The 13710-nt window shown below is 64.0% G+C and carries 10 protein-coding genes; 7 read left to right on the top strand and 3 right to left on the bottom strand.

The window, feature by feature from the left end; genetic code table 11:
* Window positions 1–489 precede the first annotated feature (489 nt).
* Together ACRQ5Q_RS30525 and ACRQ5Q_RS30520 are read left to right on the top strand one after the other, a co-directional pair.
* Window positions 490–2187, top strand: a complete 1698-nt coding sequence (locus ACRQ5Q_RS30525) for a putative bifunctional diguanylate cyclase/phosphodiesterase (protein ID WP_439393657.1) — start codon at window positions 490–492, stop codon at window positions 2185–2187.
* A gap of 241 nt (window positions 2188–2428) precedes the next feature.
* Window positions 2429–2647: a hypothetical protein gene (locus ACRQ5Q_RS30520; RefSeq protein WP_439393655.1), complete on the top strand. Its 219-nt coding sequence runs from the start codon at window positions 2429–2431 to the stop codon at window positions 2645–2647.
* 36 nt (window positions 2648–2683) lie between these two features.
* Here the strand turns inward: ACRQ5Q_RS30520 and ACRQ5Q_RS30515 are convergent, their stop codons facing one another.
* The 3 genes from ACRQ5Q_RS30515 to ACRQ5Q_RS30505 form a co-directional block, all read right to left on the bottom strand.
* The gene (locus ACRQ5Q_RS30515; RefSeq protein WP_439393653.1) at window positions 2684–4321 is read right to left on the bottom strand and encodes a Spy/CpxP family protein refolding chaperone; all 1638 of its coding nucleotides are present in this window, start codon (window positions 4319–4321) and stop codon (window positions 2684–2686) included.
* A 289-nt stretch (window positions 4322–4610) separates the two neighbouring features.
* Complete coding sequence (gene rocD / locus ACRQ5Q_RS30510) at window positions 4611–5825, bottom strand: ornithine--oxo-acid transaminase (RefSeq protein ID WP_439393651.1); 1215 nt, start codon at window positions 5823–5825, stop codon at window positions 4611–4613.
* Between the two features lie 230 nt (window positions 5826–6055).
* Entirely contained in the window at window positions 6056–7276 is a 1221-nt protein-coding gene (locus tag ACRQ5Q_RS30505) for a cytochrome P450 (RefSeq protein WP_439393649.1), read from the bottom strand.
* A 105-nt stretch (window positions 7277–7381) separates the two neighbouring features.
* On the opposite strand from ACRQ5Q_RS30505, the gene ACRQ5Q_RS30500 reads away from it, so the two are divergent.
* The 5 genes from ACRQ5Q_RS30500 to ACRQ5Q_RS30480 all read left to right on the top strand — a co-directional run bounded on the left by ACRQ5Q_RS30500 (window position 7382) and on the right by ACRQ5Q_RS30480 (window position 13705).
* Window positions 7382–7924, top strand: coding sequence for a phosphonopyruvate decarboxylase (locus ACRQ5Q_RS30500; RefSeq protein ID WP_439393647.1), 543 nt, complete (start codon window positions 7382–7384; stop codon window positions 7922–7924).
* Window positions 7921–8511 (top strand): thiamine pyrophosphate-dependent enzyme, encoded by a 591-nt coding sequence (locus tag ACRQ5Q_RS30495; RefSeq protein WP_439374123.1) that lies wholly within the window; start codon window positions 7921–7923, stop codon window positions 8509–8511. Before ACRQ5Q_RS30500 ends, ACRQ5Q_RS30495 begins: the two co-directional genes overlap by 4 nt.
* Window positions 8512–8642: 131 nt before the next feature.
* On the top strand, window positions 8643–9344 hold the full coding sequence (locus tag ACRQ5Q_RS30490) for a TetR/AcrR family transcriptional regulator (RefSeq protein ID WP_439375536.1): 702 nt from the start codon (window positions 8643–8645) through the stop codon (window positions 9342–9344).
* A gap of 1 nt (window position 9345) precedes the next feature.
* Entirely contained in the window at window positions 9346–10539 is a 1194-nt protein-coding gene (locus ACRQ5Q_RS30485) for an efflux RND transporter periplasmic adaptor subunit (protein ID WP_439374124.1), read from the top strand.
* A 70-nt stretch (window positions 10540–10609) separates the two neighbouring features.
* Window positions 10610–13705, top strand: a complete 3096-nt coding sequence (locus ACRQ5Q_RS30480; RefSeq protein WP_439374125.1) for a MexW/MexI family multidrug efflux RND transporter permease subunit — start codon at window positions 10610–10612, stop codon at window positions 13703–13705.
* Window positions 13706–13710: the final 5 nt, after the last annotated feature.

Below are 13710 nucleotides of genomic sequence, written 5' to 3'. Positions count from 1 at the left end.
GTCGGCGGCTCGCCGGCCGCGAGAGCGCGGTTAAACCGAGACGATTTTCGGGAGTCGCGCAGCCGGTCGAGAAAGATTCAGGACATCGATCGTAACACGCCAAGACCGTAAATTCCAGGGCATGCAACCTCCCCGGGATGATTTGCAGCGATTGCCCGGGGCCACGGCGTCGTGGTTGAGGCGTGCCGGTGGAGCCGCCAGATCACGTCAATCTACCGATCGACATGGCCGGTAGAAGCCGCTTGGGACAGCTGCGATGCTTCTGCCATTGGTTGGCTTGGCAGTCGCGCGCCTTCGAAGTCTTGAAGCGGCACCTTGCGGGCGCAAGTCGTCGCTTTGGCCGCGTTAACGATGTGCGACCGGCCGGGTCGATCGCAAACCACTTTTGCCGGAACGACGATGCGATCTGACGGCGCGTTTACCGTAGCAGCTTTGCGAAGCGTTACTCGAGTTCCAACGATCGGCGCACAGCACAACATCTGGTATTAAGTGGACATCTATGCTACCTGTAAGAACATCACTGGAACAACCACCGGCCTCAGTGAAGGTTCGACTGTGATGAAGTCAACTCCACGATCGGGCGTCCTGCACGCCGATTGGTTCGATTGGCGTAGTTCTGCCACAAGGGATTTCATTGCTCTCTTTGGGGGCGTCGTTCTCGCTTCGATCTTGGCGCATGTCTATGGGCTTGGCCCTCGTCTGTTTCAGCTGGGACTGGGCTATGCGGATTCGGCACCCGACGAAATCGTTTTCATCATATTCGTCGCGTTCTTCCTGAGCCTTGCGCTGACAATCTTTAGTGTTCGCCGCTATCGGGAGCTCGTCTGCGAAACCAAAGCACGGACCATTGCAGAAGGAGAAGCGCGCGATCTGGCGCGACACGATCCCTTGACCGGCCTGCCTAACCGTCGCCTGTTTGATGAAAAACTTGATGCGTGCCTTGGCCTCGCCAGCGACACGCACCAGGTGGCCGTTCTGATGCTTGGCCTTGATGGCTTCAAGAGGATCAAGGACACGCATGGCCACGCAGCGGGGGACAAGGCGCTATGCGAATTTGCCAACAGGGTCGCCGACATCTTGCGCAAGGATGGCGTGCTGGCGAGGATTGGGGGCGAGGAATTCGGGATTGTCCTGCCAGACATCAGCTCCCTCGACGTTCCCACCAATCTGGCGCGCCGTATTGTGGCGTCCGCCGCCGGCACTTTCGCGATCGAGACCGGGGCAGCCGAGCTTGGTGTTGGGATTGGCATCGCCATCGCTCCGATCAACGGCGTCAATATCGACGAATTGGTCCGGCGCGCCGATCGTGCACTTTATCGCGCACAAGGCGAAGGAAGGTCGTGTGTTCGCTTTTTCGAACCAGAGATGGACATGCACGTCGAGCGGCGCATCCAGATCGAGCGAGAGCTTCGCAGCGCCATCATGGCCGATATTATCGAGCCGCACTACCAGCCGCTGGTTTCACTCAAAGGTCAGTGCATCATCGGGTTCGAGGCCCTGGCGCGTTGGGAAAACAGGACGTTGGGGCGTATTCCACCCGACGTGTTCATTCCGATTGCAGAGGAAACGGGCCTCATCAACGCGCTTGGAGATCAGCTTTTTCGCCGCGCCTGTTTCGATGCCAATGCGTGGCCGGAGGCGTCTATGCTTGCCTTCAATATCTCGCCCATTCAATTGCGTGATCCCGCGCTTGGACAGCGCATTTTATCGATCCTTAGGCAAACCGGCGTCAGTCCGCGCCGCCTGGAGATTGAAATTACCGAGAGCGCGTTCGTAGAAAAGACCGGGGTTGCGAAGGCCGTGATTGATGAACTCCGTCAGGCCGGCGTCCGCATCGCGCTCGATGACTTCGGAACAGGTTATGCGACGCTTAGCCAGCTGCTTTCCTTTCGCCTCGACAAGATCAAGATAGACCGCAGCTTCGTGTCGCGTCTCGACGACAGTACCGACAGCCGGGTGATCGTTCGTGCTATCCTCGGCCTCGCAAAAGGATTTGGCTTGACGACCACGGCCGAGGGCGTCGAAGACGCAGGCCAACTGGCCTATCTGGTGGCCAATGGCTGCACAGAAGGACAAGGCTACCTGTTCAGTGATGCCGTCCCGGCCGCGGGTATTCCCGCGTTGCTTGATCGCGAATTCGGCCGCACGGCGTTTGCTGATGATGGCCAAAGAAGTCTGCATGCGTGAGCCGATGTGCGCTTACGCCAACGATTGGTGGGGCAAGCCGATCGACGAGGCGCTGCGCACCTGCATCGCGCGGCAGAGGACCGTGGTGTCGTTGCCTTGAGTGCTGTCTCGTGAAAAGTCAGACGATTGCGCTATCATCCATTTCACCGTCGAATCCCGGACTATGACTCGTCAATTCAATCTGCGAAGCTCTGACAACACAAACGCGCTTACGAACAAGCAGCGCGGAGGGAGGTTCGCGGTGGAGAAAGTGCGACGCTTGCGTGCGATGAGCTCACTGTGCCGTCAACAGGCGGCGTACAACAGCATGAACAAATGGAAGCTGCTCGCAAAAGCAGAATACTGGGATCATCTGGCCGACCTCGAAGTGTCTTCCCATTTCCAACAATGCAACGCCATTGGCTCGAGTGAGATCGCGCATCCTCAAGCGATCGAAACCGCGAATGATGCCGGGCGGTAGACGAGCTCCGCATGAGATCAGAACGCGACGTCGCCTTTACGGGCTCGCGACGACCTGTTGCAGCGTGTTGAAGCGCGCCTTCTGCTCGCTGCTGAGCGTGGCGTAGAACTCGTCCAGCGCAGGCTCGACCAGCTTGGCGACCGTCAGCATCGCCTCGAGCCGGTACTGCATCGCCTCCAGCCGTCCGACCGGGGTCAGCGGGACATCGTTCGGGCAAGCCGCCTGCAGGGCCTCAACGCCCCTGGCTGTTGCATCACCGAGGCGGTCGAGCGCCTCCTTCTGCTTGCCGGCGGGCTGGAGCGCAGCCTCGATCCTTTGAATTGGCAACTGGGTCAGGCCGGATTTCGGATCGCCACAACCCTCGGCGCTGGCTTGCTGCTGCTGCGGCGAGCGCTCGCCGACATTGGGACCGAGCGCGTTGAAGCGGGCCTGCTGCTCGTCACTGAGCGAGTTGTAGAAATTCTCCAGTGCCGGCCGCACGATCTTGACGGCTTCAAGCGTCGCGCTGAGGCGGTTCATCATCGCGCGCAGGCGGCCAGGCGGAGTCAGCGCATAGCTTTCCGCGCAGGAGTCCTTGAACACACCGGCAGCGTTGGCCGCCGCGGTCTTCAGCTCGTCGAGCAGCGCGCGTTGCTCCGGTGTCGGCCGCACGGCCCGCGCGATGTCGGCAAGCGGCCAGGCGGTCACGCCCTTGTCCGGCGTGCCGCACAATTGCCGCAGCGTTTGCGGGCCGACGCTGCCGCGCTGGCGAACGCGGCCGCCGCCGGCTTGCGGATAGTCGTATGGGTTGATGCTGGCATAGGCGGAATAGGGGCTGTCACCGCCCCAGAACACGGTGTCGACGAAATCGTCATACGCGTACGCCCAATAGCCGGGCTCGTAGGCGTAGGACCAGAACGTGTAGTCGAAAATGTCGGAATAGGCGTAAGGCCAGAACACCGGTCCAAGCCAGGCCACGAACACCGCGGGATGGCGGTGTCGCCAGGCCTGCCGGGGGGCCCAGCCGCTCTGGCGCGTGGTGAGCGCCGCCTGGGCTTGTTGCGCAGGGGTCTGTTCGCGGAAGCGCTCGGCGAACCGTCCGCGCTGGGCAGCCTGCGCAGCGGCTGCGGCCGCGGCTGTAGTCGCTGCCGCCCGCCCGGCCGGAGCCTGGAGGCCAAGCCGCTGCTGGCGCGCAAGGTCGCTTTGCTGCGCGCGCTGCTCACGCTGCAGCAGGCGGTTCTGCGCCTGGAGCGTCCGTTGCTGCTCGCGCAGCGCCCGCGCGCCTTCCGGTTTCTGCGACTGCAGCTGCTGCACGCGCTGTTGCAGGCGATCGATCCGGGTCTGACGCTCCGTGGTCTGGCGCGACAGCATCTCGCGCTGCCGCTGCTGCACCATTTCCTGGCGCTGCTGGCGCTGCTGCGCGCGCTGTTCGATCTGATCCCGCCCCGACAGCCGCTCGCTCGCGGCCGGCGTTCCGCCGGGCCGCGAGGGAGCGGCCGAGGGAGCGGCGATGTGCGGCGTCGGCCGGGGTGCCACGGCCGGGCGTTGCGGTGCTGCCGGCGCCCGATGGAATTCAGGCCGCGGCGCCGCCACGTGCGGGGCCGCCCGCGGCGGCGGTGCGGCGATATGTGGCGCCATGGCCGGTCGCTGCGGCATGGCCGGGGGATGGAAGGCCGGTGCGGCGGGACGTGCCATGACTGGCGGCGCCGCCGGACGGGCCATGGCCGGTGGTGCTGCTGGCCGTGCCGAGGGCGCTGCGGCGGCCCCGGGTGGCCCGCCTCGTCCATGTCCCTGGCCTTGCGCGAACGCACTGACGCTCGCCGTCAGCATCCAGAGACCAACTAAAACACTCGTCAGGCAAACGCCCTGCGGAAGCATGATCGTCGCTCCCAGCTCGTAATCGCCCACGACCTTCAACGCTCAGCCGGCGGAATCGTTCGTGGGCGGTTGCGGCCGGCATTGCGATCTTCCGACGCAGGCCGCCTCAGGAGAAATCCTGCGTCAGGGTGCTGGCGAGCCGCTCCAGCGCCCAGTCGACCTGATCGCTGGTGATCACCAGCGGCGGAGCAATGCGGATCGTTTGCTCATGGGTATCCTTGGCGAGGATGCCCTTGCCCTGGAGCGCCTCGCAGTAGCGGCGCGCGCGGCCGGCCTCGGGATGCAACTCGACCGCCAGCATCAGGCCGCGCCCGCGCACCTCGCGGATCGTATTGGCGCGAATGTCTTTCAAGCCTTCCAGAAAGCGGGCGCCTTGCCTCGCCGCGTTCTCGATCATGCCTTCCTCGACCAGCACGCGCATCGCCGCGCGCGCCACCGCGCAGGCAAGCGGGTTGCCGCCGAAGGTCGAACCATGCTGCCCCGGTCGCAAGGTCCCGAGCACGTCGTTGTTCGAGAGCACGGCCGATACCGGATAGAAGCCGCCGGACAAGGCCTTGCCGAGCAGCGTCACGTCCGCCTCTATCCCCTCGTGCTGCTCGGCGAGCAGCTTGCCGGTGCGGCCGAGCCCGGTCTGGATCTCGTCGAGCACCAGCATCACGTTGTTGGCGGTGCAGAGCTGGCGGACCTCTGTGAAATAGCCGGCGGGAGGAATGACGACACCGGCTTCGCCCTGGATCGGCTCGACCAGGAAGGCGACGGTGTTTGGAGTGATCGCCTCCTTGAGCGCCGCGGCGTCGCCAAACGGGATGATCTTGAAGCCCGGCGCGAACGGCCCGAAGTGTCCGTGTGTCTCGGGATCGGTCGAAAAGCCGACGATGCCGAGCGTGCGTCCGTGGAAATTGTTGGCGCAGACGATGATCTCGGCCTGACCGTCCGGCACGCCCTTCACCTCGTAGCCCCATTTGCGGACCGACTTGATCGCGGTTTCGACCGCCTCCGCGCCGCTGTTCATCGGCAGCACCTTGTGGGAACCGGTGAGCGCCGCGATCTCCTCGTAGAACAAGGCGAGCTGGTCGTTGTGGAAGGCGCGCGAGGTGAGCGTCAACCTGTGCGCCTGTTCGACCATCGCCGCCAGGATCTTGGGGTGGCAGTGGCCCTGGCTGACCGCGGAATAGGCCGAGAGGCAATCGAGATAGCGGTTGCCTTCGGTATCCCAGACCCAGACACCTTCTCCGCGCGACAGGACGACCCCGATCGGCGCGTAGTTTTGGGCGCCAAAGCGTGCTTCCGTTGCGATGAAATCAATGACCGACGAGCTCATCTGTCGTCACTCCATTGCTGCGCGCGGATGTGTCAATCGACTGCACCGGCGGCCTTCAGTCTGATTTGGGTATCAGCCCGCCGCCTTGGAAGCCTTACATGCCCCCCGATGCGCGGCGCAGCCCGATTTGCCCGATACGTCAGATGGTTCTGCCGAACCACCAGGTGTCGCTCGTCGACTCGGCCTCTACTGTGCATGGGGTTGTTTTAGACGTTTTTGTTTGGAGGCCTTCACCCGATCGAGCAAGCCACGCTCAAAAACCCGCGGAACCGCACCCGACCGCCCCTTACCGGCTGGCCGCTCACGGCGTAATCCGGAAAGCGCGCCAGGAAGCGCGAGATCGCAATCGCCCCTTCCAGCCGCGCCAGCGCCATGCCGGCGCATTGATGTGCGCCGGTGGCGAAGGCGAGATGCCGGTTCGGCGTCCGCGCGACGTCGAAACGCTCTGGGTCGGGAAACTGCGCGGGGTCGCGGTTGGCGGCCCCGATGCACAGTGTGACCGATGTCCCGGCCTCGAGCACGACGCCCCCGAGCTCGACCTTTTCGGTGGTCATGCGGTTGCCGAGCTGGTTCGAGCTCTCGTAGCGCAGCATCTCCTCCACAGCGGTCTTGATCATGCCAGGGTTGGTGATGAGCCGCTGCTTCTGGTCCGGATGGCGGTCGAGCGCGACCAGGCCGTTGCCGATCAAATTGGTCGTGGTCTCGTGGCCGGCATTGAGCAGGAAGATGCAATTGTGCAGCAGCTCCTTCTCGGTCAGCCGCTCGCCGCTCTCTTCTCCCTGGATCAGCCGCGTCAGCACGTCGCGCTCGGGACTGCCCGGCTTTTCGCGCCGCCGCGCGACCAGCGTTTCAAGATAGGCGAGAAAGTCCGTCACCGCCTTGTTGCCGCGCGCGGCGACGTCGGGTGAGACCACGGGTTCGAGCGCGCCGAGGATCGCCAGCGACCAGTCGCGCAGCGGTCCGCGCTCGTCATGGGGCACGTCGAGCAGATTGCCGATCACCTCAATGGGAATCGAGGCGGCGAAATCCTCGATCAGCTCACACGCGCCCTTGGCGGCGATGGCGTCGAGCAGGCCGTCGACCAGCTTGACGAGATCGCCCTCCATCCCCGCGATCGCGCGCGGCGACAGCGCGCCCATGATCAGGCGGCGCACACGCGTGTGCGAAGGCGGATCGTTGAAGACGAGGCTGGTGGTGTGGTGCTCGTAGAGCGGCGTCTCGCCGTATTTCGGCGCGAACTCGCGCTTCTTGTCCGAGCTGAACGATTTCGTGTTCTTGTAGGTGGTGACGAGGTCGTCATAGCGGGTCAGGAACACGGTGCCGTTCGGCAGGCGCTTGACCGGCTCGTTCTCCCGCAGTGCACGATAAGTCGGATAGGGGTTGTCGTAGAATTCAGGCGTCAGCTTCTCGAGGTCGAAGCTGGCCGCCAGCGTCTTCGCATCTGCGTTCATCCCGTTATACTCGCCGGTTAAAGCCGTTATGCCGTTTTTGTTGTTCTGGTCGGCGCGTGCATGCGTCTACAGTCTTTGCACCTTGCTAGCCGACCGGACAGGAAAATGCACGCACGCGCTGACGCTGCCGACACGGCGCCGAACTGGCCCGACGATATTTTCGCTATCCTGCAACGCTTCGACGTGCGGCAGGTGCCATACGTGCCCGATGCAGGTCATTCGAAACTGATCCAGCGCGTGCTGGACTCCTCCACCATGCGCGGCATTGCGCTGACGACGGAGGAGGAGGGCGTGGCGCTGCTCGCCGGCGCCTGGGCAGGTGGCCAGCGCGGCGTCCTGCTGATGCAGTCGAGCGGCGTCGGCAATTGCATCAACATGCTGTCGCTGATCCCGATCCTGCGCTTCCCGTTCCTCACCCTCGTCACCATGCGCGGCGAGTGGGGCGAGTTCAATCCGTGGCAGGTGCCGATGGGGTCGACCACCCAGGGCGTGTTCGAATTGTCGCGCATTCAGGTGCTGCGCGCCTCGCACGCGGCCGAGGTGCCCGCCGTACTCGAGGCGGCTGCATCGCAAGCCTTCAACGCGCTCACGCCCACCGCCGTCCTGCTGTCGCAGCGCCTGATCGGCGCCAAGGTTTTCACCAAATGAGCAAGGCCAATCTCCTCGACCGCCGTCAGGTGGTCTCCACCCTGCTTGCGAACCGCAAGGACGTGGTTGCGATCGGCGGCCTCGGTGCCTCGACCAACGACATGTGCGCGGCCGGCGACCACGCCCGCAACTTCTATCTCTGGGGCGGCATGGGTGGCGCCGCAATGATCGGGCTGGGTCTGGCACTGGCACAGCCAAAGCTGCCAGTGCTGGTCATTACCGGTGACGGCGAGATGCTGATGGGCCTGGGCAGCCTTGCCACCATCGGTCTGCAGCGGCCGGCCAACCTCTCGATCGTCGTCCTCGACAACGAGGCCTATGGCGAGACCGGCGGCCAGACCAGCCACACCTCCGCCGCCGCCGACCTCGTCGGCGTCGCCAGGGCGTGCGGCATCAAGGACAGCCAGTCGATCTCGACCATTGCCGAGGTGGAGGCCTTCGCCAAAGCGGTCCATGACGTATCGGCGGGCCCGCGATTTGCCAATGTGAAGATCGACAGCGCCAATCTGGATCGAATTCTGCCTGTCCGGGACGGGACCTACATCGTCAACCGGATCCGCGGGGACCTCGGCTTCCACCCGATTTAAGTCGTCGCGGATCGGGTCCCTGCACGCGCTCCGTGCGGACTGGATCAATTTCCACTGATTTTGCACCGCGTACAGGTTGCGATGCAGCATAGTGCTTGACTTTTGCGTGGGTGAGTGCTTACTCACTAATCATGAGCTCATTGCGTATGACGAGCGACCTGAGGCGTCAGTTGATCCTCGGTGCCGCGAAACGCTGCTTTGCCCGCCACGGATACAACGGCACCACGACGAAGAGCGTGGCGGCCGCTGCTGCCATTTCCGAGGCGCTGCTGTTCAAGCATTTCCCGTCCAAGGCGGCGCTGTACGCCGAAATCCTCAGCGACGAGTGCGAGGCGGATCCGGCCTTGATGGAGCTGCTCGAGCGCGAGCCGTCGACGGCGGCCCTGGTCGAGCTGATCCGTGGCATGGTCCAGCACTTCCTCAACATCGCCGACGGTCCCGATCAGGAAGAAGCGCAGCGCCTGCGACTGATGGCCACGAGTCATTTGGATGATGGCGAATTCGCCCGTCTGCTATATGCCAAAATCGAGAAGTTGATCGGGGCGGTCTTCGTCGCCTCGCTCGAGCGTGCGGTTGCCAGCGGTGACGCGCGGCCTTTCAGCGGCGATCCGCTCAACCTGTTCTGGTTTGCGCATCACGCGGTGATGATGGCTGCGCTCACCAGGCTGCCGGCTGCGCCCTGTCTCGCTTACGGCAAGGCGAACGAGCTGGAGCGGCAGCTCTGTGAGTTTCTCCTGAGGGGTATCGGATTTAACGACGCCGCAATTGCTTCGCATTTGGGCCGCGATCAGGCCGCGGATGCGGGCAAGACGGCGATTGCAGAAAGTGCATGACATGAACATCGTAGCCGAACACAAGATTTCGGGCGAACCGATCGACAACAAGGCTCCCAAGCGTCCGGTCCGGCCGGTGCTCTGGTTCATCATCGTCGGCACGCTGCTAGCCGTGCTCGTCGGTGGCCTCGTCTGGTTCAACAATTTCCGCGGCCAGATGATCAAGCAGTTCTTCGCCAACAACAAGCCGCCGCCGACGGCCGTCAGCGCAGCCGAGGCGAAGTCGGAGGTGGTGCCGAACCTGCTCACGGCGGTCGGCAGCCTCGTCGCCGTGCACCAGGTCGACGTCAGCGCCGACGTCAACGGCCGCGTCACCGAGATCAAGTTCGAGCCGGGAACGCGTGTCGAAGCCGGCACGCCGCTGGTGCAGCTGTTCGACGCGCCGGATCAGGGTGATCTCGCCAACTACAAGGCGCAGGCGACCGTCGCGCAGCTCTCGCTGGACCGCGCCAAGCAGCTGGCCTCGCGCCAGTTCGGCCCTCAGGCAACCGTCGATACTGCGCAGGCTGCCTACGACCAGGCACAGGCGGGGATCGCAAAGACCGAGGCGCTCATTTCGCAGAAGCTCGTGCGCGCGCCGTTCTCGGGTGATCTCGGCATGCGCAAGGTGGAGGTCGGCCAGTATCTGACGGCCGGCACCCCGATCGTGTCGTTGACCGACCTGTCGGAACTGTGGGCCAACTTCACCGTCACCGAAAAGGATTCCGGCAGCCTCAAGGTCGGCCAGACCGTTCGGCTGAAGGTCGACGCCTATCCGGGCCGCACCTTCGAGGGCAAGATCACCACGATCGAGCCGCAGATCGCGACCGACACCCGCAACATCCGCGTGCAGGCCACGATCGCCAATCCCGAGAAGATCCTGAAGCCGGGCATGTTCGTGACCACGACGGTGGTGCTGCCGGACAAGCCGGCGGTGATCACCGTCCCGGAAACGGCTGTCGACTACACGCTGTACGGCGACTCGGTATTCGTGATCACCGAGAAGAAGGAAGAGGACGGCAAGACCAGCCTCTCGGCGGTGCGCACCTTCGTGCAGACCGGCAACCGGGTCGAAGGCCGCGTCGAGATCGTCAAGGGCTTGAAGGCGGGCGACAAGGTCGTCGCCGTCGGCCAGCTGAAGCTGCAATCGGGCGCGCCGGTCGCGATTTCGACCGACCCGGCTCCGCAGATCCCCGCGCAGCCGCCGCGCTACTGACAACCTCCTCGCGTGATCCGGCCCGGCCGGATCACGCATCTTGAGACAAAAGAAATCGAGATCGCCCGCGATGGCCTTTACCGATATTTTCATCAAGCGCCCGGTTCTGTCGGTCGTCGTCAGCCTGCTGATCCTGCTGATCGGCCTGCGCGCGGCCATGGTGCTGCCGATCCGGCAATATCCGAAGCTGTCGAACACGGTCATCAACATCACGACCGTCTACCCCGGCGCGTCCGCGGACCTGATCCAGGGCTTCATCACCACGCCGATCGAGCAGGCGGTCGCCTCCGCCGAGGGCGTCGACTACATCACCTCCTCCTCGGTGCTCGGCACCTCGACCATCCAGGTCTACATCAAGCTCAACTTCGATCCGAACCAGGCGCTCACCGAGGTGCTGGCGAAGACGAACTCGGTGAAGTACCTGATCCCGAAGGAATCGAACGATCCGATCGTCACCAAGACCACGGGCCAGACCACGGCCGTGATGTATCTCGGCTTCTCCTCGGAGGAGCTGTCGGGTTCGGCGATCTCCGACTATCTGACGCGCGTGGTGCAGCCGGTGCTGTCGACGGTCGACGGCGTCGCCTCGGCGGACATCCTGGGCGGCCAGACCTTCGCGATGCGGCTCTGGCTTGATCCCGTGAAGATGGCCGGCCGCAACGTGTCGCCGGCCGACGTTGCCGCTGCCATCCAGGCCAACAACTTCCAGTCCGCGGCGGGCCAGACCAAGGGCTACCTCATCGTCTCGAACGTGTCGACGAATACCGGCCTGACCGACGTCAACCAGTTCAAGAAGATGATCGTCAAGGCCAAGGACGGCGGCTTCGTCCGGATGGAGGACATCGCCACCGTCGAGCTTGCGGCCCAGAGCACGGACGCCAGCGTCGCCTTCAACGGCGAGCACGCTATCTTCATCGGCGTGCAGGCAACGCCGCAAGGCAATCCGCTGACCCTGGTCAAGGGCGTGCGCGCGCTGTTCCCCGAACTCGAGCGCAATCTGCCGCCGTCGATGAAGATGAAGGTCGCCTACGACTCGACCAAATTCATCCAGTCCTCGATCGACGAGGTGGAGAAGACGCTGGGCGAAGCGGTGATCATCGTGATCGTGGTGATCTTCCTGTTCCTGGCCTCGCTGCGCTCGGTCATCATTCCCGTCGTCACCATCCCGCTGTCGATGATCGGCGTCTGCACCCTGATGCTGGCGCTCGGCTTCAGCTTCAACCTGCTGACGCTGCTCGCGATGGTGCTCGCGATCGGCCTCGTGGTCGACGACGCCATCGTCGTGGTCGAGAACATCCATCGCCATCTGGAGGAGGGCAAGACGCCGGTCCAGGCGTCGCTGCAGGGCGCGCGCGAGATCGTCGGGCCCGTCATCTCGATGACCATCACCCTCGCGGCGGTGTATGCGCCGATCGGCTTCCTCGGCGGTCTCACCGGTTCACTGTTCCGCGAATTCGCCTTCACACTTGCCGGCTCGGTGATCGTGTCGGGCGTGATCGCGCTGACACTGTCGCCGATGATGTGCTCGGTGCTGCTGAAGAACACCGAAGAGAGCCGCTTCGCCAAGCTGGTCAACCGGGTGTTCGGCGCGATAACGCGCTGGTATGGCCGCAAGCTCGACCGCTCGCTCGACTACAAGGCGATCACCGGCCTGTTCGCGATCACGATCCTCGGCCTCGTCGGCTTCCTCTACATGCACACCTCGAAGGAGCTGGCGCCTGAGGAAGACCAGGGCATCGTGTTCGCGGTGACGAAGGCGCCGAAATACGCCAACATCGACTATGTCGATTTCTACGGCGACAAGCTCGACAAGGAATTCCAGAAATTCCCCGAGACCGATCTGCGCTTCGTGCTGAACGGCATCAACGGCCCGCAGGGCGGCATCGCCGGCATGCTCTTGAAGCCCTGGGACGAGCGCAAGCGTTCGTCGATCCAGCTGAAGCCGCTGGTGCAGGCCGAGCTCTCCAAGATCGAGGGCGTGCAGGCCTTCGCGTTCAACCTGCCGCCGCTGCCGGGCGGACCGGGCGGCCTGCCGATCCAGATGGTGATCAATTCCACGGCCGGTTTCCAGACGGTCTATGAACAGATGGAGAAGCTGAAGGCCGCTGCGCGCAAGAGCGGCATGTTCATCGTCTCCGACAGCGACCTCGCCTACAACCAGCCGAACGTGAAGGTGACGATCGACCGCACCAAGGCGCAGGATCTCGGCATCAACATGCAGAACCTCGGCTCGACGCTCGCGGTGCTGCTCGGCGGGAATTACATCAACCGCTTCAATCTCGAGGGCCGCTCCTACCAGGTGATCCCGCAGGTGCCGCGCGGCAAGCGGCTCTCGCCGGAATCGCTCGGCGGCTACTATGTGACCACCAACACCGGCCAGCAGCTGCCGCTGTCGACCGTGGTGTCGATCGAGACCAGGACCGACCCGAATTCGCTGACCCATTACAACCAGCTCAACTCGGCGACGTTCTCGGCCGTGCCGATGCCCGGTGTGACAGTCGGTGCCGCGGTCGACTTCCTCGAAGGCGAGGCTAAGAAGCTGCCGCAGGGTTTCAGCCACGACTATCTGGCCGACTCCCGGCAGTATGTGCAGGAGGGCAACCAGCTCGCGATCACCTTCGGCTTCGCGCTGATCATCATCTTCCTGGTGCTGGCGGCGCAGTTCGAGAGCCTGCGTGACCCGTTCGTGATCATGATCTCGGTGCCGATGGCGATCGTCGGCGCTCTGATCCCGCTGTTCTTCGGCGTGGCGACCATGAACATCTACACCCAGGTCGGTCTGCTCACCCTGGTCGGTCTGATCACCAAGCACGGCATCCTGATGGTGGAGTTCGCCAATGAGCTCCAGGTCAAGGAGCGGCTCGACCGCCGCTCGGCCATCGAGATGTCGGCCCGCATCCGTTTGCGGCCGATCCTGATGACCACGGCCGCGATGGTGACCGGCCTGATCCCGCTGCTGACCGCGACCGGCGCAGGTGCGGCCAGCCGCTTCTCGATCGGTCTGGTCGTCGTCGCCGGCATGTCGATCGGCACGCTGTTCACGCTGTTCGTGCTGCCCGCGGTCTACGTGGTGCTGGCGACCGACCATCGTGCGGCGGCCGATTCCGAGCGGAACAAGCAGGTCAACGAGCTCGACCTCGGCACCAAGGCGCTGCGTCCGACCTGAGTCGC

It is taken from the genome of Bradyrhizobium sp. PMVTL-01, from assembly GCF_051861855.1.
Classification (GTDB): Bacteria; Pseudomonadota; Alphaproteobacteria; order Rhizobiales; family Xanthobacteraceae; genus Bradyrhizobium.
The sequence above is the reverse complement of the archived record's forward strand: the minus strand, read 5'-3'. Positions and strand labels throughout refer to the sequence as shown.

What these genes read in the sequence shown, in the direction of transcription:
- ACRQ5Q_RS30515 (WP_439393653.1), bottom strand. Translation starts at nt 4,321, where the DNA reads ATGGCACGTCCCGCCGCACCGGCCTTCCATCCCCCGGCCATGCCGCAG.
- rocD (WP_439393651.1), bottom strand. Translation starts at nt 5,825, where the DNA reads ATGAGCTCGTCGGTCATTGATTTCATCGCAACGGAAGCACGCTTTGGC.
- ACRQ5Q_RS30505 (WP_439393649.1), bottom strand. Translation starts at nt 7,276, where the DNA reads ATGAACGCAGATGCGAAGACGCTGGCGGCCAGCTTCGACCTCGAGAAG.
- ACRQ5Q_RS30500 (WP_439393647.1), top strand. Translation starts at nt 7,382, where the DNA reads ATGCACGCACGCGCTGACGCTGCCGACACGGCGCCGAACTGGCCCGAC.
- ACRQ5Q_RS30495 (WP_439374123.1), top strand. Translation starts at nt 7,921, where the DNA reads ATGAGCAAGGCCAATCTCCTCGACCGCCGTCAGGTGGTCTCCACCCTG.
- ACRQ5Q_RS30490 (WP_439375536.1), top strand. Translation starts at nt 8,643, where the DNA reads ATGAGCTCATTGCGTATGACGAGCGACCTGAGGCGTCAGTTGATCCTC.
- ACRQ5Q_RS30485 (WP_439374124.1), top strand. Translation starts at nt 9,346, where the DNA reads ATGAACATCGTAGCCGAACACAAGATTTCGGGCGAACCGATCGACAAC.
- ACRQ5Q_RS30480 (WP_439374125.1), top strand. Translation starts at nt 10,610, where the DNA reads ATGGCCTTTACCGATATTTTCATCAAGCGCCCGGTTCTGTCGGTCGTC.